The sequence below is a fragment of the Streptomyces sp. NPDC057854 genome (assembly GCF_042797055.1).
Classification (GTDB): domain Bacteria; phylum Actinomycetota; class Actinomycetes; order Streptomycetales; family Streptomycetaceae; genus Streptomyces.
In genome coordinates, this window is record NZ_JBHVMF010000002.1 from 295,948 (window position 1) to 314,418 (window position 18,471).

An 18,471-nucleotide genomic window follows, 5' to 3' on the forward strand; every position below is an offset into this window, starting at 1 on the left:
CGCCCGCCCGTCAGCCCAGGTACTCCGCGTACCCGTCCAGGACGCGCAGGACCTCCGCCTCGGGCGCCGGCGGCAGCTGGAGGACGGTCTCCTCGCAGCCGAGGTCGGCGTAGTGGGCGAGCTTGCCGGGGGTGGGGAGGACGGCGTACGGGACGACCTGGAGGGTCTTCGGGTCGCGGCCCGCCTCCTCCCAGGCGCGGCGCAGCAGCGGGAGGGAGTCGGTGAGGCCGCGGCCCCCGATGGGCAGCCAGCCGTCCGTGTGGGCGGCGATCGCGCGGAACAGCTTGGGGCCGGCGGCGCCGCCGAGGAGGACGCGGGGGGCGCCGGCGGGCGGTTTCGGCCAGGCTTCGGAGGCGCGGACCGAGTAGCCGAAGGCGCCTTCGTACGCGGTCGGTTCGGGGGCCCACAGGGCCTTCATGAGGGCGAGGCGGTCGTGGACGAGGTCGCGGCGGGTGGCCCAGGCGACGTTGTGGTCGGCGGCCTCCTCGCGGTTCCAGCCGTAGCCGACGCCGAGGGTGAGGCGTCCGCCGGAGAGGTGGTCGAGGGTGGCGGCCTGCTTGGCGAGGGCGATGGGGTCGTGCTGGGCGAGCAGCGTGATGCCGGTGCCGAGCGCGAGCCGTTCGGTGACGGCCGCGGCCTGGGCGAGGGCGACGTACGGGTCGAGGGTCCGGCCGTACTCGCGGGCGGCGGGACCGCCCGCCGGGTGCTCGGTGTCCCGGGAGACGGGGAGGTGGGTGTGCTCGGGCAGGTAGAGCCCGGCGAAGCCGCGCGCCTCCAGCTCGCGGGCGAGCCGCACGGGCGTGATGGTCTCGTCGGTCAGGAAGATCGTGGTCGAGATCCGCATGACGGCACGGTAGGGGCTGGGGCGGCGGATTCCGAGGGGGCGGACGGGTGCGGCGCAATCCGGGTGCCGCGCTCTCGCGGGGGGCCTAGCGTGGCGGGGTGCTGAAGCGAATCGAGACGTACTACGACGCCGTTCCCCGCTCCTCCGCCCGCGCCGAGGACTTCGGGCCGCTGACCCTGTTCGTGCGCGAGGGGGCCGGCGGGTGGCCCTTCTACGCGCGGCCCGCGCTCGGGCGTCCCGGGCCGGTGTCGGTGGGGGACGTGGAGAAGGTGCGGGCCCGGCAGCGGGAGCTGGGGGTGCCGGAGGCGTTCGAGTGGGTGGCGGAGACGACGCCGGGGCTGCGGGCGGCCGTGGAGGCGAGCGGCCTCACCGTGCACGCGCACCCGCTGATGGTGCTGGACGGCGCGCCGCTCGCCGTGCCGGAGCCGGCGGGGGCGGCCGTGCGGGAGGTCGGCGCGGACGATCCCGAGCTGGCGGCGGCCGTCGCCGCCCCGTACGCGGCGTTCGGCGCGGCGCCGGGCCCGGGTGACGCGGAGCGGGTGGCGGGGCGGATCGCCGCCGGCCTGACGGTCCTGGTCGCCGCCTTCGACGCGGCGGACGGCCAGGCGCTGGCGGGCGGGCAGGTCCAGCCGGTCGGGGACGTGGCGGAGGTGGTGGGCGTCGGCACCCGGCCGGAGGCCCGCCGCCGGGGCCTGGGTCTGGCGGTGACGGCGGCGCTGGTCGCGCGGGCCCGGGCGGCGGGGGCCGGGACGGTCTTCCTGACGGCCTCGGACGGGGACGTGGAGCGGCTGTACGCCCGCCTCGGCTTCCGTACGGTCGCGACGGCCCTCATCGCGGAGCCGGCACCGGAGGGTGGCGGGTCGTAACCCGGCCCGGCGGGTGTCCGTTGGAGCGGTCATGAAGAGGATCCTCACCGCAGCCGCCCTGACCGCCGCCGCCACCGCCGGCGCCCTCGCCTCCGCCGGCACCGCCGCCGCCGACGCGGGTGGCCTGAACCTGCCGTCGGTCGTCCCCCTGAGCGGCGTCCTCGACCCGAAGCCGCTCCCGCCCGAGGCCGCCGACCTCCCGCCGGCCAACCAGGCGGTGAACGGCCTGCTGCCCGGGCGGCGCTGAGCCGGGAGGAGCAGGCGGGAAGACGGACGAAAGCGGCGGTACCCCCCACGGGACCGCCGCTTTCGCGTTTCGGGATGACTCAGGTGGCCGCGCCGGACGTCAGTCGGCGACCACCAGGGACGGGGTCTCCTTGGTGAGGACCTCGCCGCGGAAGAAGGCCGGGCTGCGGCGCTGCATGACCAGCATGATCACCGCGCCGAGGAGGAGCAGGCCGACGGCGATGACGAAGACGGAGCCGACGCCGAAGACGGCGGAGCCGGAGCCGTAGGCCGGGTCCCACATGTCGTAGAGCGTCTTGCCGAAGACGGCCGTGAGCATCAGGCCGCCGAGGGCGGGCATCAGGCCCTTGAAGGCGAGGTCGCGGAAGGAGCGGAAGAGCTCCGCGCGGAAGTACCAGACGCAGGCGAAGGCCGTGATGCCGTAGTAGAAGCAGATCATGAGGCCGAGCGCGTAGATGGTGTCGACCAGGACGTGCTCGCTGACCAGGGTCATCACGGTGTAGAAGGCGCCGGTGGCGACACCCGCGACGACGGTGGCCTTGCCGGGGGTCTTGAAGACCGGGTGGACCTTGGTGAAGGACTTCGGCAGGGCCTCGTAGGTGGACATGGCGAGGACCGTGCGGGCGACCGGGATGAAGGTGGTCTGGAGGCTCGCGGCGGCGGAGGCCAGGACGGCGACGAAGAGGAAGACGCCGAGGACCGGGCCCATGACCGGGCCGGCGAGGGCGGCGAAGACGTTGTCGGAGGTCTCCGGGTTGGCGAGGCCGAGGCCCTGGTCGCCGGAGCCGACGGCCATCTGCGCGGCGATGCCGGTGGCCAGGTAGGAGCCGACCAGGACGACCATCGCGATGAGCGCGGCGCGGCCGGGGGTCTTGTCGCTGCCGGTGGTCTCCTCGTTGGTCGCCATGCAGGCGTCCCAGCCCCAGTACATGAAGATCGAGAGGGAGAGGCCGGCGGTGAAGGCGGCGAAGGACTGGACCGCGAAGGGGTTCATCCAGGACCAGGAGAAGTCGACCGAGGTCTCGAAGGAGCCGGCCTTGGACAGGGCCAGGGCGACGAAGACGGCGAGGACGACGAGCTGGAGGCCGACGAGGGCGTACTGGACGCCCTTGGTGGCCGTCATGCCGCGGTAGCTGATCGCGGTGGCGACGGCGATCAGGGCGAGGCAGGTGACGATGTGGACGGCCTTGTTGTCGTCCAGGGCGGCGACCGACTCGCTGCCGGTGATCTCGCCGGCGAGGAGCCAGAAGTACGAGGTGGCGACGCCGGCCAGGTTGGAGAGGACGATGATCGTGGCGATCACCAGGCCCCAGCCGCACATCCAGCCGATCTTGGGGCCGAAGGCCTTCACGGTCCAGGTGAAGGAGGTGCCGCAGTCCGGCATGGCCTTGTTGAGCTCCCGGTACGCGAAGGCGACGAGGAGCATCGGGAGGAAGCCCGCGAGGAAGACGGCGGGCATCTGGAGGCCGACCTCGCCGGCGGTGGAGCCGAGGGTCGACGTCAGGCAGTACACCGGGGCGACGGTGGAGATGCCGATGACGGCGTTGCCGAGGAGGCCGACGGAGTTGCCGCCGAGGCCCTTCTTGCGCATGTCCTGAGTGTCGCCCGGGGCGTTGACGCCCCTTACCGTGTCTCCGGCCTGGGGCCGCGCTTCCACCTGAGTCATGAACAGGACGTTAAGTGCTGCGGTTTCCTTATCCGGAGGATCAGACTCCGCTCGCCTGATCGATCAATGCCTTGCATTGCGAGGTCAGATCCGGACATCCGCCGATGATTGAAAGATCGACCACCCCGCCGGACCGACCAACCGGTAGGTCGACCGGGCGCCGTCCGATATGCGGGAACCGCAGCGAAGCCCGTAATGTCCGTTTTCAAATTTTCCCGAGGAATTTTCCCGGCGTCCGCCCGGAGGGCCGGAACCCTTGGGAGGACTGGGTTCCGGCCTTTGTACCGACCGGTCAGCCCGGCCAGACCACGGCCTGGAGCTCGCTGTAGGCGTGGAGGGCGTACGAGCCCACGTCCCGTCCGACCCCGCTCTTCTTGAAGCCGCCGAAGGGCGCCTCCATGTTCCGGCCGACGGTGTTGATGCCGACCCCGCCGGCCCGCAGCCGGGCGGCCACCCGGAAGGCGCGGGCCACGTCGCCGGACCACACGTAGTCGAGCAGCCCGTAGTCGCTGTCGTTGGCGAGCGCGACGCCCTCCTCCTCGTCGTCGAAGGGGACGACCACGACGACCGGGCCGAAGATCTCCTCCCGTACCACCCGCATCCCGGGGGTGCAGTCCGCGAGCAGCGTCGGCGCCACGTAGAAGCCGCGGTCGAAGGGCGGGCGCTCGCCGCCCGCGACGACCGTGGCGCCCTCCTTCCGCCCCAGCTCCACGTACGCCTCCACCCGGTCGCGGTGGGCCGCCGAGATCACCGGGCCGACGACCGTGCCCCGCTCCGCGGGGTGGCCGACCTTCATGAGGGCGACGTGGGCGGTCAGCTTCTCGACCAGCCGCCGGTAGATCCCGCGCTGGGCCAGCACCCGGGTGGGGGCGGTGCAGATCTGGCCGCTGTAGAAGGCGAAGGTGGTGCCGATGCCGGCCGTCGCCGCGTCCAGGTCGGCGTCGTCGAAGACGAGCGCCGCGCCCTTGCCGCCCAGCTCCATCAGCTGCCGCTTCACGTCCCGGCCGCACACCTCGCCGATGGCCCGGCCGACCGCCGTGGAGCCGGTGAAGGAGACCATGTCGACGTCCGGGGAGTCGACGGCCGCCTCGCCGACGGCGGGCGCGGAGCCGGTGACCAGGTTGACCACCCCGGGCGGCACGCCCGCCTCCTCCAGGGCGCGGACCAGCGCGACGACGGACAGCGGATCCTGCGGGGCCGGCTTCACCACCACCGTGTTGCCCATGGCCAGCGCCGGCGCGATCTTGCCGGCCGGGTTGGCCCAGGGGTTGTTGTACGAGGTGATGCAGGTGACGACGCCGACCGGGCGGCGCACCGCGACCGCGCCGAAGACACCGGCCCGTCCCATCGGCCCGGCCTCGTTGATCTGCGGCGGCAGGGCCTCCTCGACCGGTTCCAGCGCCCCCCGCGCGTACCGCCGGAAGCGGGCGGCGCCGACGGCGACCTGCATCGAGCGGGCGGTGGCGGTGGTGGCGCCGGTCTCGGCGCGGGCGAGGGCGGTGTGCGCCTCGGCGTCCCTGGCCATGATCGCCGCGGCCCGGTCGAGGAGCGCGGCCCGCTCCTCGGGCCGGGTCCGCGACCAGGACGCGAAGGCGTCGCGGGCGGCGGCGGCCGCCTCGTACACCTGGGCCCGGGACGCCTCGGGGGCCAGCCCGACGGTCTCCTCCGTCGCCGGGTCGATCACCGCGTAGTGGCCGCCGTCGGGCTCGGTCCACGTGCCGCCGATGAAGAGGCGCTCGGTCCTCACCGGGTGCTCACCGTCCTCGTGTCGCGGCCGGAGCGCAGCACCCGGCCGGGAACGGCGCCGGTCACCCGGTCGTCGCGGACGGTCTCCACGCCGTTGACGCGGACGGAGACGATTCCGACGGCCCGGGAGTCCAGGCGCGGGCTGCCGCCGGGCAGGTCGTGGACGAGGGTCGCCGGGCCGGCGTCGATCCGCTCGGGGTCGAAGAGGACCAGGTCGGCGTGGTGGCCGTCGGCGATCCGGCCGCGCTCGCGGAGCCCGAAGAGCCGGGCCGGGTCGTCGCTGAGCATCCGCACGGCCCGCTCCAGCGGCACCAGCTTCCGGCCGCGCAGGCAGTCGCCGAGGAAGCGGGTCGTGTACGGGGCTCCGCACATGCGGTCCAGGTGGGCGCCGGCGTCGGAGCCGCCGAGCATCACGTCCTCGTGCTGCCAGGTCTCGGCGCGCAGCGCCCAGGAGGCCGGGTCGTTGTCGGTGGGCATCGGCCACAGGACGGTCCGCAGGTCGTCCTCGGCGCAGATCTCGACGAGGCACTGGAAGGGGTCCTGGCCGCGTTCGGCGGCGACGTCCCGCACGATCCGGCCGGTCAGGCCGTCGTTCTCGGGGCTGTACGTGTCGCCGATGACGTACCGGCCGAAGTCCGCGAGCCGGCGGAAGACGCCGGCCTCCCGGGAGTCGGCGCGGCGCAGCATCCCGGCGCGCACCTCCGGGTCGCGGAGCTTCGCGATCCGCTCGGGGACGGGCAGGCCCAGGATCTCGCCCCAGCCGGGGATGAGGTTGAGGGCGCAGAAGGTGCCGAGGGACATGTTCATGGGGGTGAGGATCGGCATGGTGAGGGCGACGATCCGGCCGCCGGACTTGCGGGCCCGTTCGGAGGCGGTGAGCTGGCGGGGGACGCGTTCGGGGACGGCGGCGTCGATGGTGAGGACGTTCCAGTTGAGGGGCCGGCCGGCGGCGGCGGTCATCTCGACGAAGAGGTCGATCTCGTCGTCGGTGAACTGGTCGAGGCAGCCCGCGAGGATCGCCTCCAGCTGGGTGCCCTCGTGTTCGCCGACGGCCTTCGCGAGGGCGATCAGCTCGGCGGGGCTCGCGTGCCGGGAGGCGACGGGGACGCCGTCGCCGTCGGAGTGGGTGGACGACTGGGTGGTGGACAGGCCCCAGGCGCCGGCCGCCATGGCGTCCTTGAGGAGGGCGGTCATCCGTTCCAGCTGCTCGGGGGTGGCGGGCCCGCCGACGGCGGCCTCGCCCATCACGTAGCGGCGCAGGGCGCAGTGGCCGACCATGAAGCCGGCGTTGACGGCGATCCGTCCCTCCAGCGCGTCGAGGTACTCGCCGAAGCTCGACCAGCTCCAGTCGACGCCCTCCTCCAGGGCCTTGAGGGCCATGCCCTCGACCTTGGCCATCATGCGGCGGGTGTAGTCGGCGTCCTCCGGCCGGTCGGGGTGGAGCGGGGCGAGGGTGAAGCCGCAGTTGCCGCCGGCGACGGTGGTGACGCCGTGGTTCATGGAGGGGGTGGCGTACGGGTCCCAGAACAGCTGGGCGTCGTAGTGGGTGTGGGGGTCGACGAAGCCGGGCGCGAGGACGAGTCCGGTGGCGTCCTCGGTGGTACGGGCTTCCGCCCCGGGGGGCGGGAGCACGATGCGGCCGTCGCGGATGCCGACGTCGGCGACGCGGGCGGGGGCGCCGGTGCCGTCCACGACGGTGGCGCCCCTGATGAGGTGGTCGAGCATGACGTCCCTTTCTGTCCTGGGCCACGCGTGGGCCCCGGCCGGAGCCGCCGCGGAACGGCCGCCGGCCGGGGCGGGTGACGAGACGCCGGCCCGGGAAGCCGAACGCCTCGCGCTTCTGGGCGCCGTCGTGGGGCCAGGCGCCTAGGCGGAGGCGGCGTGGCGGAAGCGGGTGGTGCGGTGGACGGGGTCCGTGTCGATCTGGGGGATCACGTGTTCGCCGATCAGCTTGATCGTGTTCATCGTGTCCTCGTAGGAGATCCCGATCGGGAGCCCGAAGGAGAGCTGGTCGGCGCCGGCCTGCTCCCAGCGGCGGCACTGGGCGAGGACCTCCGAGGGGTCGCCGCAGATCATCAGCTCCTCGGCGATGAGGAGTTCGATGATCTCGGCGGAGTACTCGGGGAGGAGTTCGGGCCACTCGGGGACGCCCTCGGGCCGGGGGAAGGTGTCGTGGTAGCGGAAGAGCAGCGACTGGAGGTAGTTCAGTCCGCCGCCGACGGCGATCTCGACGGCCTTGTCGTGGGTCTCGGCGCAGATCGCCGTCGACGTCACCATGACGTTGTCGTTGACGAAGTCGCCGACCGCCCTGGCCTCCTTGATCGCGTTCTTGTAGGACTCGACGACCCATTCCATGTCGGAGACCTTCTGGACGCTGAAGCCGAGGACGCCGAGGCCCAACCTCCCGGCCATGGCGTAGGAGGACGGGGAGCCGGCGGCGTACCACATGGCGGGGTGGGAGGCGCCGTACGGCTTGGGGAGGATCTTGCGGGGCGGGAGGGACCAGTGCTTGCCCTGGAAGCCCTGGTACTCGTCCTGGAGCCACATCTTGGGGAACTCGGCGATGGTCTCCTCCCAGAGTTCCTTGGTGTGGTTCATGTCGGTGATGCCCGGGAAGAAGCCGAGGATCTCGTGGGAGCCGGCGCCGCGGCCGGAGCCGAACTCGAAGCGGCCGGCGGAGAGGTGGTCGAGCATGGCGACCTTCTCGGCGACCTTGACCGGGTGGTTGACCGGGGCGAGCGGGTTGAAGATCCCGGAGCCGAGGTGGATGCGCTCGGTGGCGTGGGCGAGGTAGCCCAGGTAGACGTCGTTGGCCGAGAGGTGCGAGTACTCCTCCAGGAAGTGGTGTTCGGAGGCCCAGGCGTACTTGAAGTTCGACCTGTCGGCCTGGATGACGTACTCGGTCTCCTCCATGAGGGCCTTGTGCTCGGCTTCGGGATCGGTCTCGGCGCGCTTGCCGACGTATCCCTGTACGAAGATCCCGAATTCCACGGAAGTCACCGTCCTCGTGAGTTTCTGACGTTCCGTCAGATTCTTGGACGCGCCGCACGGTGTCAATACCTGACGGCTCGTCAGATACGCTCAGAACAGGGAGACGCCGGCCAGCCAGCCGCCGTCGATCACGAACGGCTGGCCGGTCACGTACGAGGAGTCGTCCGAGGTCAGGAAGAGGGCGAGGGCCGCCACCTCCTCCGGGCGGCCGATCCGGCCGAGCGGCACCAGCCTGCGGTACAGCTCGCCGGTGGCGGCCGGGTCGACGCCCTCCGGGTTGCTCATCGCGGTGTCGATCGCGCCGGGGCAGACCGCGTTGACCCGGATGCCCCGCGGGGCCAGCTCCAGCGCCGCCACCCGGGTCAGGCCGAGCACGGCGTGCTTGGAGGCCGCGTAGGCGCCGACCCCGGCCATCCCGGTCAGGCCCGTGTACGAGGCGGTGTTGACGATCGTGCCGCCGCCGGCCGCCGCGATCTCCGGGGCCACCGTCCGGATGCCCAGGAAGCAGCCGGTCTGGTTGACCGAGACGACCGCCTGGAACTCCTCCAGCGGGGTGGCGAGCAGGTCGTTGAAGCGGAGCACGCCGGCGTTGTTGACCAGGGCGTCGATCCGCCCGAACCGTTCCTTCGCCGCCGCCACGGCCGCCGTCCACTCCTCCTCGCGGGTCACGTCCAGGTGGACGTACGCGGCCCGCTCCTCCCCCAGCTCCTTCGCCAGGGCCTCCCCCGGGCCGTCGAGCACGTCGGCCAGGACGACCCTCGCCCCCTCGGCGGCGAACAGCCGCGCCTCCTGCGCGCCCTGCCCGCGCGCGGCCCCCGTGACGATCGCGACCCGCCCGTCCAGCTTGCCCATGCGCCCACTCCCTACAGGTGCGGGGCGACCCCCTCGGCGAAGGCCGCCATCTGGTCGACGAGTTCGGTACGGCTCCGGCTGCGGAACCGCACCTGGACCTGGCCGACGCCCATCGCCCCGTACTCCCGGAGCGAGGCCGCCAGCTCCTCCGGCGGACCGGCCAGCGTGCGGCGCCCGACGTCCCAGCCGGGGGCGCCCACGTACAGCGGCTCGGCGATCGCCCCGCACGTGAAGGGCCCGGTGAGCCCGGCCTCCTCGCGCAGCCGCCGGATCCGCTCGATCCGGCGTGCCAGCACGTCCCGCGGGTCGCCCTGCGGCAGCCAGCCGTCGCCCTTCAGCGCGGCCCGCCGCACCGCCGCAGGCGACGAGCCGCCCACCCAGACGGGAACCCGCTCCTGCGCGGGCCGGGGCCGCTGCCCGAGGTCCTTGAAGGCGAACCGCTCCCCCAGGTGCTCCGGGTACTCCTCCGGGCCGAGCGCCGCCCGCAGCGCGTCGATCGTCTCGTCGAGGACCGCGCCGCGCCGCGCGAAGTCCGCCCCGACCGCGTCGAACTCCTCCCGCACGTGCCCCGCACCCACCCCGAGGACCAGCCGGCCGCCGGAGAGGTGGTCGACGGTCGCGTACGCCTTGGCGGTGACCAGCGGGTGCCGCAGCCCGACGACGGCGACGTGCGACAGCAGCCGGACCCGCTCGGTGGCGGCGGCCAGGAAGGAGAGGGTGGCGACGGGGTCGTACCAGACGGTGCCCATCCCGGCGGCGAGCCGGCGCGGGACGGCCACGTGGTCGCAGCAGGCGACGTACGCGAAGCCGTGCGCGTCGGCCGCCCGGGCCACGGCCAGCAGGTCGGCGGGGCCGGCGGCGGCCTCCCACGGCTCGGCGTAGAGCGCGGACTGCGACTGGACGGGCAGCTGCATCCCGTAGACCACCATGGGGACCCCCTCCTTCTGACGCATCGTCAGTTACGGTGCCGGGGCCATGCTGGCGCCTGACGGGTCATCAGACAAGGGGTCCGTCGCATCGCCGCGCAGGCGACATGTGGAAGGAGTACAGTTCTATGTACATGACCCACAGAGCGGAGGGCCCGGCATGGCCGTGACCCAGATCGACATAGACGAGGACGCGCTGGAGCGGGCCATGGCCCTGTCCAAGGCGCGGACCAAGAAGGAGGCCGTCAACCTGGCCCTTCGGTTCTACGCCGACCGCCAGGAGCGCGCGGCACGCATCGGTCGCCACTTCGAGCGGGCGCGCCACTGGGGGGCGGTCGAGGACGCCGAGCGGCGGCACCGGGCCGAGAAGGACGCAGGGTGATCTACCTTCTCGACACGTCCGGACTCGTCCGGCTGCTCGGTGACCCCGCACTCCAGTCGGCCTGGTACGACGCCATCGACGCCGAGTCGATCGCGTCGTGCTACCCCCAGCGCGCCGCATTCCTGCGCAGCGCCCGGAACGGCCGCGAGTACGACGAGATCGCCGAGATGTTCACCGAGCTCTACCCCGATGTCGCGGTGCCCAAGAACGCCGGCCGCTGGATCGACTCCGTACAGCGCCGGATGGCGAAAGCCGGCGAGCACCGGAGCGCCTCGGCCGTCGACCTGATCATCGCGGCCACCGCCGCTCACCACGGACTGACCGTCCTCCACGACGATGACGACTACCGGACCGTCGCCCGGCATGCGCCCGACCTGAGCGAGCACAACGTCCGGGACGCCCGGGCATAGGCCGGGACGGCGCCGGCCGCTCCGCGCGTGACGTGCGGCCCCGCCCCCGCGCGTCACGGCCTCCAGAGGCCCTCCGGCGTCAGCCCCAGCAGGTCGATGGCGTTGCCGCGGACGATCCGCTCGACGACGTCCGGCGGCAGGTGGCCCATCTGCGCCTCGCCGACCTCCCGGGACTTCGGCCAGGTGGAGTCGGAGTGCGGGTAGTCCGTCTCGTACAGGACGTTCCCCGCGCCGATCGCGTCGAGGTTGCGCAGCCCGAAGGCGTCGTCGAAGAAGCAGCCGAAGACGTGCCCGGCGAACAGCTCCGACGGCGGCCGGGTGACCTTGTCGGCGACCCCGCCCCAGGCGCGGTTCTCCTCCCAGACCACGTCCGCCCGCTCCAGGATGTACGGGATCCACCCGATCTGGCCCTCGGCGTACATGATCCGCAGGTTCGGGAAGCGCTCGAACTTGCCGCTCATCAGCCAGTCGACCATCGAGAAGCAGCAGTTGGCGAAGGTGATCGTGGAGCCGACCGCCGGCGGGGCGTCCGCGGAGGTCGACGGCATCCGGCTGGACGAGCCGATGTGCATCGCGACGACCGTGCCGGTCTCGTCGCAGGCCCGCAGGAACGGGTCCCAGTGGTCGGTGTGGACCGACGGCAGCCCCAAGTGCGGCGGGATCTCGGAGAAGGCGACCGCCCGCACGCCCCGGGCCGCGTTCCGCCGCACCTCGGCGGCGGCCAGCTCCGGGTCCCACAGCGGGACGAGGGTGAGCGGGATCAGCCGGCCCCGTGCTTCGGGGCCGCACCACTCCTCGACCATCCAGTCGTTGTACGCGCGGACGCAGAGCAGTCCGAGCTCGCGGTCGGCCGCCTCGGTGAAGGTCTGGCCGCAGAAGCGCGGGAAGGTCGGGAAGCAGAGCGCGGACTGGACGTGGTTGACGTCCATGTCGGCGAGCCGGTCCGGCACGGAGAAGGAACCGGGCCGCATCTGCTCGTACGTGATCACTTCGAGGCGTATCTCGTCGCGGTCGTAGCCGACGGCGGTGTCGAGCCGGGTGAGGGGCCTGTGCAGATCCTCGTAGACCCACCAGTCGCCGACCGGCCCGTCGTCGCCCTGCGCGCCCATGACGGGCGCGAACCTGCCGCCGAGGAAGGTCATCTCCTTCAGCGGGGCCCGGACGATCCGGGGGCCGGTGTCGCGGTACCGGGACGGGAGCCGGTCCCGCCAGACGTGCGCGGGCTCCACGGTGTGGTCGTCCACCGAGATGATCCTGGGGAAGGTCTCCTGGGTCTCCATGTCCTTCACGGTAGCGTCGATCTGACGAACCGTCAGCTATTGTGACGGCCGCCGCCCGTCACAGCTCCTTCACGACGGTCGCCCCGATGCTGACGCGCTCCCTCCGGACAAGGCAGACTGTTCCGGGGCGATACCACCGGTAGGGGCAGGGGGAGCCATGGGGCAGGAGAACGGGCCGCGCGTCCCGGCGCAGGGCCCCGGCGGACACGGCGCCGGGCCGGCGTCCGGCGTACCCCGGCCACGGGCCGGGAACGGCGCGGAGACGCGGGCCGGTACGGAGACGCGGGCCGAGACGGAGGCCGGCGCGGAGACGCGGGCCGGGGCGACGCCGGCGGCGGGCACACCCGAGGACGGCACCGGGCTGCGGTTCGGCGTGCTCGGGCCCGTACGGGCGTGGCGGGACGGGGAACCGCTGGCCACCGGCTCCCCGCAGCAGCGAGCCCTGCTCGCCGCCCTGCTCCTGCGCGGCGGCCGCACCGCCACCGCCGCCGAGCTCATCGACGCGCTGTGGGGCGACGAACCCCCCTCCCAGGCGCTCGCCGCGCTCCGCACGTACGCCTCCCGGCTCCGCAAGGTCCTCGGCGCCGAGGTGCTGGTCAGCGAGTCCGGCGGCTACGCGCTCCGCACCACCGCGCTCGACCTCACCCGGGCCCGCGAACTGGCCGCCGACGCCGACAAGCTGCGCGCCGCCGGCGACCGGACCGCCGCCCGCGCCCGGCTCGCCGAGGCCCTGGACCTGTGGGACGGCGAAGTCCTGGCGTCCGTGCCCGGACCGTACGCGGACACCCAGCGGACCCGCCTGGAGGAGTGGCGGCTCACCCTCCTGGAGACCCGCGTCGACATCGACCTGGAGATCGGCGCGCACGCCGAGGCCGTCTCCGAACTGACCGCGCTCACCGCCGCCCACCCGCTCCGCGAGCGCCTCCGCGAACTGCTGATGCTCGCGCTCTACCGCAGCGGCCGGCAGGCGGAGGCGCTCGCCGTGTACGCCGACACCCGCCGGCTCCTCGCCGACGAACTCGGCGTCGACCCGACGCCCGAACTCTCCCGGCTCCAGCAGCGCATCCTCCAGGGCGACGCCGAACTCGCCCGCCCCGTCGAGGAGCAGGCACCCGCCGCCGCGCCCGTCGCCCGGCCCGCCCAGCTCCCCGCGACCGTCGCCGACTTCACCGGCCGGGCCGCCTTCGTGCGGGAGCTCGGCGCGCGGCTCGCCACCGCCGAGGGCTCCGTCATGGCGGTCTCGGCGCTCGCCGGCATCGGCGGCGTCGGCAAGACGACGCTCGCCGTGCACGTCGCCCACGAGGCCCGGCCGCACTTCCCCGACGGGCAGCTGTACGTCGACCTCCAGGGCGCCGGCTCCCGCGCCGCCGCCCCGGAGACGGTCCTCGGCTCCTTCCTGCGGGCCCTCGGCACCCCGGACTCCGCCATCCCCGACTCCCTGGAGGACCGGGCGGCCCTCTACCGCTCGACCCTCGACGGCCGCCGGGTCCTGATCCTCCTCGACAACGCCCGGGACGCCGCCCAGATCCGCCCGCTCCTCCCCGGCACGGCCGGCTGCGCCGCGCTCGTCACCAGCCGCATCCGCATGGTCGACCTGGCGGGCGCGCACCTCGTGGACCTCGACGTGATGTCCCCCGAGGAGGCGCTCCAGCTCTTCACCCGGATCGTCGGCGAGGAGCGGGTGCGGGCGGAGCGGGAGGCCGCGCTGGACGTGGTCGCGGCCTGCGGCTTCCTGCCGCTCGCGATCCGCATCGCCGCGTCGCGCCTGGCGGCCCGCCGCACCTGGACGGTGTCGGTCCTCGCCGCCAAGCTGGCGGACGAGCGCCGCCGGCTGGACGAGCTCCAGGCGGGCGACCTCGCGGTCAAGGCGACCTTCGAGCTCGGCTACGGGCAGCTGGAGCCGGCCCAGGCGCGCGCCTTCCGCCTGCTGGGCCTCGCGGACGGCCCCGACATCTCGCTCGCCGCCGCGGCGGCGGTCCTGGACCTTCCCCTGTGGGACGCCGAGGACCTGCTGGAGGCGCTGGTCGACACGTCCCTCCTGGAGTCGGCGGCTCCCGGCCGCTACCGCTACCACGACCTGGTCCGGCTGTACGCGCGCGCGTGCGCCGACCGCGACGAGCACCCGCCGACGGAGAAGGCGGCGGCCCTGTCGCGGCTGCTCGACTTCTACCTGTCGACGGCGGCCCGGGTGTACGCCATCGAGCGCCCCGGCGACCGCCTGGTCGACCACCTCGAACCCACCGAGTACGAGGGCCTGGCCTTCACCGACCGCCACGACGCCCAGGACTGGCTGTACGCCGAGTCCCACTGCCTCCTCGCCTGCGTCCGCCAGTCCGCCGCCGCCCCCACGACCCTCCGCCGCGCGGTCGACCTCCTGTGGGCGTCCCTGGACCTCGCGGAGTCCGGCGCCAACTCCAAGGAGTACGAGGCGGTGGCGACGGTGCTGCGGGAGGCGGCGGCGAGGGCGGGGGACACGCGGGCGGAGGGGCGGGCGGCCAACACGCTGGCGTACGTCCACCACTACCAGGGGCGCTTCGACCAGGCGGACCGGGAGGCCGCGGAGGTGACCGAGCTGTCCGGGTCCGTGGACGACCGCCTTCCCATGTGCTGGGCGCACAACGTGCGGGGCGCCGTCGCGCTCTATCAGGGGCGGCACCAGGCTGGCGACCACCACTTCTCGCTGGCGATCGCGGACTTCCGGAACGTCGGCGACCGGGCGGGCGAGGCGTCCGCCCTCTGCAACCTGTCCCGGCTCCGCCTGGCCGCCGGACAACGGGAGGACGCCGTCCGCATGGCTCAGCAGGGGGCGGCCATGTACGACGACATGGGGCATTCCCTCAAGGGGGCGAACGGCCGCTACGCGCTGGGTCTCGCGCTCACCGAGAACGGGCAGCTCGACGCTGCCGCCGGGCAACTCCGGGACGCGCTGGGCGTCTTCATGGAGAGCCGGCAGCGGCTGTGGGAGGGCATGACCCTCTTCCGCCTCGCCGAGGTCGACATCGCCGCCCGCCGGTACGGCGCGGCGGCCGCCGGGGCCGAGAAGGCCCTGTCCGTGCTGCGGGGCATCGGCGGCGACTGGCGGCGCGGAAACGTGCTGACCGTACTCGGCCGGGCACTCGACGCCCTCGGCCAGTCCGGGCGGGCCCGGGTGTGCTGGCAGGAGGCGCTCGACATCTACGAGGAGCTGGGCTCGCCGGAGTCGGCCGAGGTCAGGGGCCTGCTCGCCGAGCGGGCGGCGGCCTGACACCGGGCCTTCCGGCGGGCGTTCATCGTTCGTTTATCGCCCCGGGCCACAGTTGTCCTCAACGATCCGTCGCGTCGGGGGGCAGACGGGTCGCCGCAGAGGCTGTCACACCCACGCACTAGGGTGAGCGGCCCTGGGAGCCCGTCCGGCCGGCCACGGGGGAACAGCCGGACGGGCTCCCCACCGCACCGCACGCAAGCCATCCACCAGGAGGGGAACACCATGGCCGAGATCGACGCGACCGACCCGACCGTCAAGCCGGAGAACCTGCACGTCACCGGCGGCGAGACCGAGCAGATCGGCACCAAGAACCTGCACGTCACCTCGGAGCCGGCGGACGCCATCGCGGACAAGGTCCTCGGCGAGGGCGCCGCCTCGACCGACAACCTCCACGTGACCACGGAGCCGGTCAAGTAAGCCACTTCCCCACGGGGATGACGGCACCGGCGACGCCTACGGGGGAGCCGCCGGTGCCACCCGCAGGGGGTCCGGTCGACGGGGGAGCGCACGGTCCGGGGGACTCCGGACGGAACCAGGGGGGATCCGTCCGGAAGGGACCGTGAGCAACGCGATCGGGCCGCCGACAGGAGGGGCCGGGCAGACGCCCGGCCCCTCCCGCGTGTGCGGCCATCTGACGAAGTAGAACGTTCCGCTTCGCGGCCGGTGGCCCTCACCGCGAGGATCGATCCGCCCGAAACCCACACCTTCAGGAAGCGTGAGACATGAGCACACCGAAACGGCTCTTCGCCCTCGCGGCCGTCGTCGCGGCACTGGCCTTCGGCGCGGCGTCGCCCGCCTCCGCCAACATGCACGTCACCACCACCTCCTACGGCGACCTCCGCGCCGGCTGAGCGTTCGCCGGGAAACGGGCCACCAACAAGGCGCCCCCCTCCTCCGTGTCCTCGATCGTGAGGGTGCCGCCGTGGGCGGTGGTGAGGTCTCTGGCGATGGGGAGGCCCAGGCCGGCGCCCCCCGTGGTGCGGGTGCGGGTGGGGTCCAGGCGGGTGAAGCGCTCGAAGACGCGGGCGCGGTCGGCGGGCGGGATGCCGGGGCCGTCGTCCTGGACGGAGAGGACCAGGTGCCGGTCCGTGCGGTGGACGCGGACGGTGACCGTGGAGCGGGCGTGGCGGCAGGCGTTGGCAAGGAGGTTGCGCAGGACGCGGTCCAGGTGGCCCGGGTGGCCGGGGAGGACCGCGGGGGCAGGGGCCTCGCAGTGGAGGGTGAGCGCCGCCGCCTCCGGGAGGTGCTGGTGCTCGCGGACCAGGTCCTCCGCGAGGGCCGCGAGGTCGACCGGTTCGCGGACCGGCGGGGCGGAGCCGTGGCCGGCGAGGAGGAGCAGGTCGTCGGCGAGGTGCTGGAGGCGGACGACGTCCGTCACCGCCTCCCGTACGACCTCCGGCCAGTCGCCGGCGGACTCCGGGTGGCGGAGGGACGATTCGAGCTGGGCGCGCAGGGCCGCGAGCGGGCTGCGGAGTTCGTGCGCCGCGTCGGCGGTGAACTCGCGCTGCCGGGTGGCGGCGGCCTCCACCCGGTCCAGCGTCGCGTTCGTCGTGCGGGCGAGGTCCGCGATGACGTCGGCGGTCGGCGGGACGGGGACCCGGCGGTCGAGCGACTGCCCGGTGATGTCGGCGAGTTCGCGGCGGATCGCCTCGACCGGCCGCAGCGCCCGCGCGACCATGACGTGCACGAGGAAGCCGGTCAGGAGGGCCGTCAGCGGGACGCCGGTGGTGAGGGCGACCCAGTACACCTTGTCGAGGGTGTCGTGCGCGTCGTTCAGGGTCTGGAAGGTGTGCACGGCCGCGAGGAAGAACGCCCCGGTGGCCGCCGCCGCGGTGAGCGCGACCCGGCCGCGGAAGGAGATCCGCCGCCCGCCCCGGCCGACGGCCGCCGCGACCGCCGCGGCGGTGATGAGGCCGGCGGAGGGGCCGACGCAGGCGACGGCCCAGCGGAGGGCCTTCTCGGCGACGTCGACCTTGCCGAACTCGTTCTCCCGGACGAGCCAGCTGCCGTAGGCCGCGTAGAGGCAGGCGGTGACGGCGGCGGCGACGGCCGCGCCCCGGAGCCGTACCCGCCAGGGGCCGCCCCGGCCGGCGACGGCGCAGACGACGGCGACGTACAGGGCGCCCAGCCAGGTGCCCCAGGTGGTGATCCACTCGATCTGCGGGCCGACCCGGTCGTCGTTGAGGTGGACGGCGGGCCAGGTGGAGCGGAGGCCGGCGGCCCGGTCGGCGTACTGGAGCAGCGCGACGGCGCAGCCGACGACGAGCGCGGCGGCGAGGCCGGACGCCCAGACGGGGCGGGTCGCCCACGCGGGGCGCGGGGCGCGGGCGGGGTCACGCACGGCCGCTGACCCGGTAGCCGGCGCCGCGCACGGTCTCGATGGTGTCGCGGCCGAAGGGGACGTCGATCTTGCGGCGTACGGCGCTGATGTAGACGTGCACGATGTTCGGGTCGCCGGTGAAGTCCGCCGACCACACCTCGTCGAGGACGTCGACGACGGGCACCACCTCGTCGAGGCGGCCGAGCAGGCAGTGCAGGACGGCGAACTCCTTCGGGGTGAGGGCGATCCGCTCGGCGCCGCGCCCGCAGGTGCGGCGGGCGGGGTCGAGCCACAGGTCGCCGGCCTCCAGGAGGGTGGGGGTGCGGGCGCCGCCGCGCCGCAGGAGGGCCCGCAGCCGGGCCTCCAGGACCACGTACGAGAAGGGTTTCGCCAGGTAGTCGTCGGCGCCGGTGTCCAGGCCCTCGGCCTCGTCGTACGGGCCGTTCTTCGCGGTCAGCATCAGCACCGGCACGTCGTTGCCCTCGGCGCGCAGCCGGGCGCAGACCTGGTAGCCGCTGAGGCCGGGCAGCATGAGGTCCAGCAGGACGGCGGCGTAGCGGTGTTCGCGGGCCAGGTGGAGTCCGGTGACGCCGTCGTGGGCGACGTCGACGGTGTAGCCGACGGCCGTGAGCCCGCGCCGCAGGGAGGCGGCTATCCGTTCCTCGTCCTCGATCGCCAGGATGCGCATGGCCCCGAGT

The 18,471-nt window shown here is 73.8% G+C and carries 17 protein-coding genes; 7 read left to right on the forward strand and 10 right to left on the reverse strand.

The features are described from left to right. Positions 1–10: 10 nt before the first annotated feature. Positions 11–844, reverse strand: coding sequence for a TIGR03619 family F420-dependent LLM class oxidoreductase (locus tag ACFVQZ_RS05630; RefSeq protein WP_030495231.1), 834 nt, complete (start codon positions 842–844; stop codon positions 11–13). Positions 845–942: 98 nt separating this feature from the next. On the opposite strand from ACFVQZ_RS05630, the gene ACFVQZ_RS05635 reads away from it, so the two are divergent. Both ACFVQZ_RS05635 and ACFVQZ_RS05640 read left to right on the forward strand, forming a co-directional pair. Then, complete coding sequence (locus ACFVQZ_RS05635) at positions 943–1,710, forward strand: GNAT family N-acetyltransferase (protein WP_383619892.1); 768 nt, start codon at positions 943–945, stop codon at positions 1,708–1,710. 31 nt (positions 1,711–1,741) lie between these two features. Next, on the forward strand, positions 1,742–1,957 hold the full coding sequence (locus ACFVQZ_RS05640; RefSeq protein ID WP_030495229.1) for a hypothetical protein: 216 nt from the start codon (positions 1,742–1,744) through the stop codon (positions 1,955–1,957). A 99-nt stretch (positions 1,958–2,056) separates the two neighbouring features. On the opposite strand, the gene ACFVQZ_RS05645 is transcribed toward ACFVQZ_RS05640, so the two are convergent. The 6 genes from ACFVQZ_RS05645 to ACFVQZ_RS05670 form a co-directional block, all read right to left on the reverse strand. Beyond that, the gene (locus tag ACFVQZ_RS05645) at positions 2,057–3,622 is read right to left on the reverse strand and encodes an APC family permease (RefSeq protein WP_030495228.1); all 1,566 of its coding nucleotides are present in this window, start codon (positions 3,620–3,622) and stop codon (positions 2,057–2,059) included. Between the two features lie 292 nt (positions 3,623–3,914). After that, complete coding sequence (locus tag ACFVQZ_RS05650) at positions 3,915–5,369, reverse strand: aldehyde dehydrogenase family protein (RefSeq protein ID WP_383619894.1); 1,455 nt, start codon at positions 5,367–5,369, stop codon at positions 3,915–3,917. Next, positions 5,366–7,093, reverse strand: a complete 1,728-nt coding sequence (locus ACFVQZ_RS05655) for a D-aminoacylase (protein ID WP_030495226.1) — start codon at positions 7,091–7,093, stop codon at positions 5,366–5,368. The genes ACFVQZ_RS05650 and ACFVQZ_RS05655 overlap by 4 nt, the downstream gene beginning before the upstream one ends. A 141-nt stretch (positions 7,094–7,234) precedes the next feature. Further along, positions 7,235–8,359 (reverse strand): LLM class flavin-dependent oxidoreductase, encoded by a 1,125-nt coding sequence (locus tag ACFVQZ_RS05660; protein WP_030495225.1) that lies wholly within the window; start codon positions 8,357–8,359, stop codon positions 7,235–7,237. Between the two features lie 90 nt (positions 8,360–8,449). Next, positions 8,450–9,211 carry a glucose 1-dehydrogenase gene (locus ACFVQZ_RS05665; protein ID WP_030495224.1) on the reverse strand — a complete coding sequence of 254 codons (762 nt, stop codon included), beginning with the start codon at positions 9,209–9,211 and terminating at the stop codon, positions 8,450–8,452. 11 nt (positions 9,212–9,222) lie between these two features. Continuing rightward, a complete protein-coding gene (locus ACFVQZ_RS05670; RefSeq protein WP_383619898.1) occupies positions 9,223–10,140 on the reverse strand; it encodes a TIGR03619 family F420-dependent LLM class oxidoreductase in 918 nt (305 codons plus the stop codon). 157 nt (positions 10,141–10,297) lie between these two features. On the opposite strand from ACFVQZ_RS05670, the gene ACFVQZ_RS05675 reads away from it, so the two are divergent. Together ACFVQZ_RS05675 and ACFVQZ_RS05680 are read left to right on the forward strand one after the other, a co-directional pair. Then, complete coding sequence (locus tag ACFVQZ_RS05675) at positions 10,298–10,519, forward strand: type II toxin-antitoxin system VapB family antitoxin (RefSeq protein ID WP_030495222.1); 222 nt, start codon at positions 10,298–10,300, stop codon at positions 10,517–10,519. After that, on the forward strand, positions 10,516–10,929 hold the full coding sequence (locus ACFVQZ_RS05680) for a PIN domain-containing protein (protein WP_383619900.1): 414 nt from the start codon (positions 10,516–10,518) through the stop codon (positions 10,927–10,929). Before ACFVQZ_RS05675 ends, ACFVQZ_RS05680 begins: the two co-directional genes overlap by 4 nt. Positions 10,930–10,982: 53 nt before the next feature. Here ACFVQZ_RS05680 and ACFVQZ_RS05685 read toward each other — a convergent pair whose 3' ends face one another. Next, complete coding sequence (locus tag ACFVQZ_RS05685) at positions 10,983–12,209, reverse strand: amidohydrolase family protein (RefSeq protein ID WP_030495220.1); 1,227 nt, start codon at positions 12,207–12,209, stop codon at positions 10,983–10,985. 157 nt (positions 12,210–12,366) lie between these two features. On the opposite strand from ACFVQZ_RS05685, the gene ACFVQZ_RS05690 reads away from it, so the two are divergent. The 3 genes from ACFVQZ_RS05690 (at position 12,367) to ACFVQZ_RS05700 (ending at position 16,304) form a co-directional block, all read left to right on the forward strand. Next, positions 12,367–15,453 (forward strand): BTAD domain-containing putative transcriptional regulator, encoded by a 3,087-nt coding sequence (locus ACFVQZ_RS05690; protein WP_383619903.1) that lies wholly within the window; start codon positions 12,367–12,369, stop codon positions 15,451–15,453. Between the two features lie 222 nt (positions 15,454–15,675). After that, complete coding sequence (locus ACFVQZ_RS05695) at positions 15,676–15,870, forward strand: hypothetical protein (RefSeq protein ID WP_383619905.1); 195 nt, start codon at positions 15,676–15,678, stop codon at positions 15,868–15,870. Positions 15,871–16,175: 305 nt separating this feature from the next. Then, on the forward strand, positions 16,176–16,304 hold the full coding sequence (locus ACFVQZ_RS05700) for a hypothetical protein (protein WP_321192810.1): 129 nt from the start codon (positions 16,176–16,178) through the stop codon (positions 16,302–16,304). Here ACFVQZ_RS05700 and ACFVQZ_RS05705 read toward each other — a convergent pair. Continuing rightward, positions 16,280–17,794, reverse strand: a complete 1,515-nt coding sequence (locus ACFVQZ_RS05705; RefSeq protein WP_383619907.1) for a sensor histidine kinase — start codon at positions 17,792–17,794, stop codon at positions 16,280–16,282. The genes ACFVQZ_RS05700 and ACFVQZ_RS05705 overlap by 25 nt on opposite strands. Beyond that, positions 17,787–18,461 (reverse strand): response regulator transcription factor, encoded by a 675-nt coding sequence (locus ACFVQZ_RS05710; RefSeq protein ID WP_383619909.1) that lies wholly within the window; start codon positions 18,459–18,461, stop codon positions 17,787–17,789. Before ACFVQZ_RS05710 ends, ACFVQZ_RS05705 begins: the two co-directional genes overlap by 8 nt. Between the last annotated feature and the right edge of the window lie 10 nt (positions 18,462–18,471).

Excerpts from the sequence above, each read along its gene's own strand:
- ACFVQZ_RS05670 (WP_383619898.1), bottom strand. The coding sequence starts at position 10,140 with ATGGTGGTCTACGGGATGCAGCTGCCCGTCCAGTCGCAGTCCGCGCTC.
- ACFVQZ_RS05710 (WP_383619909.1), bottom strand. The coding sequence starts at position 18,461 with ATGCGCATCCTGGCGATCGAGGACGAGGAACGGATAGCCGCCTCCCTG.
- ACFVQZ_RS05645 (WP_030495228.1), bottom strand. The coding sequence starts at position 3,622 with ATGACTCAGGTGGAAGCGCGGCCCCAGGCCGGAGACACGGTAAGGGGC.
- ACFVQZ_RS05690 (WP_383619903.1), top strand. The coding sequence starts at position 12,367 with ATGGGGCAGGAGAACGGGCCGCGCGTCCCGGCGCAGGGCCCCGGCGGA.
- ACFVQZ_RS05640 (WP_030495229.1), top strand. The coding sequence starts at position 1,742 with ATGAAGAGGATCCTCACCGCAGCCGCCCTGACCGCCGCCGCCACCGCC.
- ACFVQZ_RS05685 (WP_030495220.1), bottom strand. The coding sequence starts at position 12,209 with ATGGAGACCCAGGAGACCTTCCCCAGGATCATCTCGGTGGACGACCAC.
- ACFVQZ_RS05665 (WP_030495224.1), bottom strand. The coding sequence starts at position 9,211 with ATGGGCAAGCTGGACGGGCGGGTCGCGATCGTCACGGGGGCCGCGCGC.
- ACFVQZ_RS05675 (WP_030495222.1), top strand. The coding sequence starts at position 10,298 with ATGGCCGTGACCCAGATCGACATAGACGAGGACGCGCTGGAGCGGGCC.
- ACFVQZ_RS05695 (WP_383619905.1), top strand. The coding sequence starts at position 15,676 with ATGGCCGAGATCGACGCGACCGACCCGACCGTCAAGCCGGAGAACCTG.
- ACFVQZ_RS05700 (WP_321192810.1), top strand. The coding sequence starts at position 16,176 with ATGAGCACACCGAAACGGCTCTTCGCCCTCGCGGCCGTCGTCGCGGCA.
- ACFVQZ_RS05630 (WP_030495231.1), bottom strand. The coding sequence starts at position 844 with ATGCGGATCTCGACCACGATCTTCCTGACCGACGAGACCATCACGCCC.
- ACFVQZ_RS05655 (WP_030495226.1), bottom strand. The coding sequence starts at position 7,093 with ATGCTCGACCACCTCATCAGGGGCGCCACCGTCGTGGACGGCACCGGC.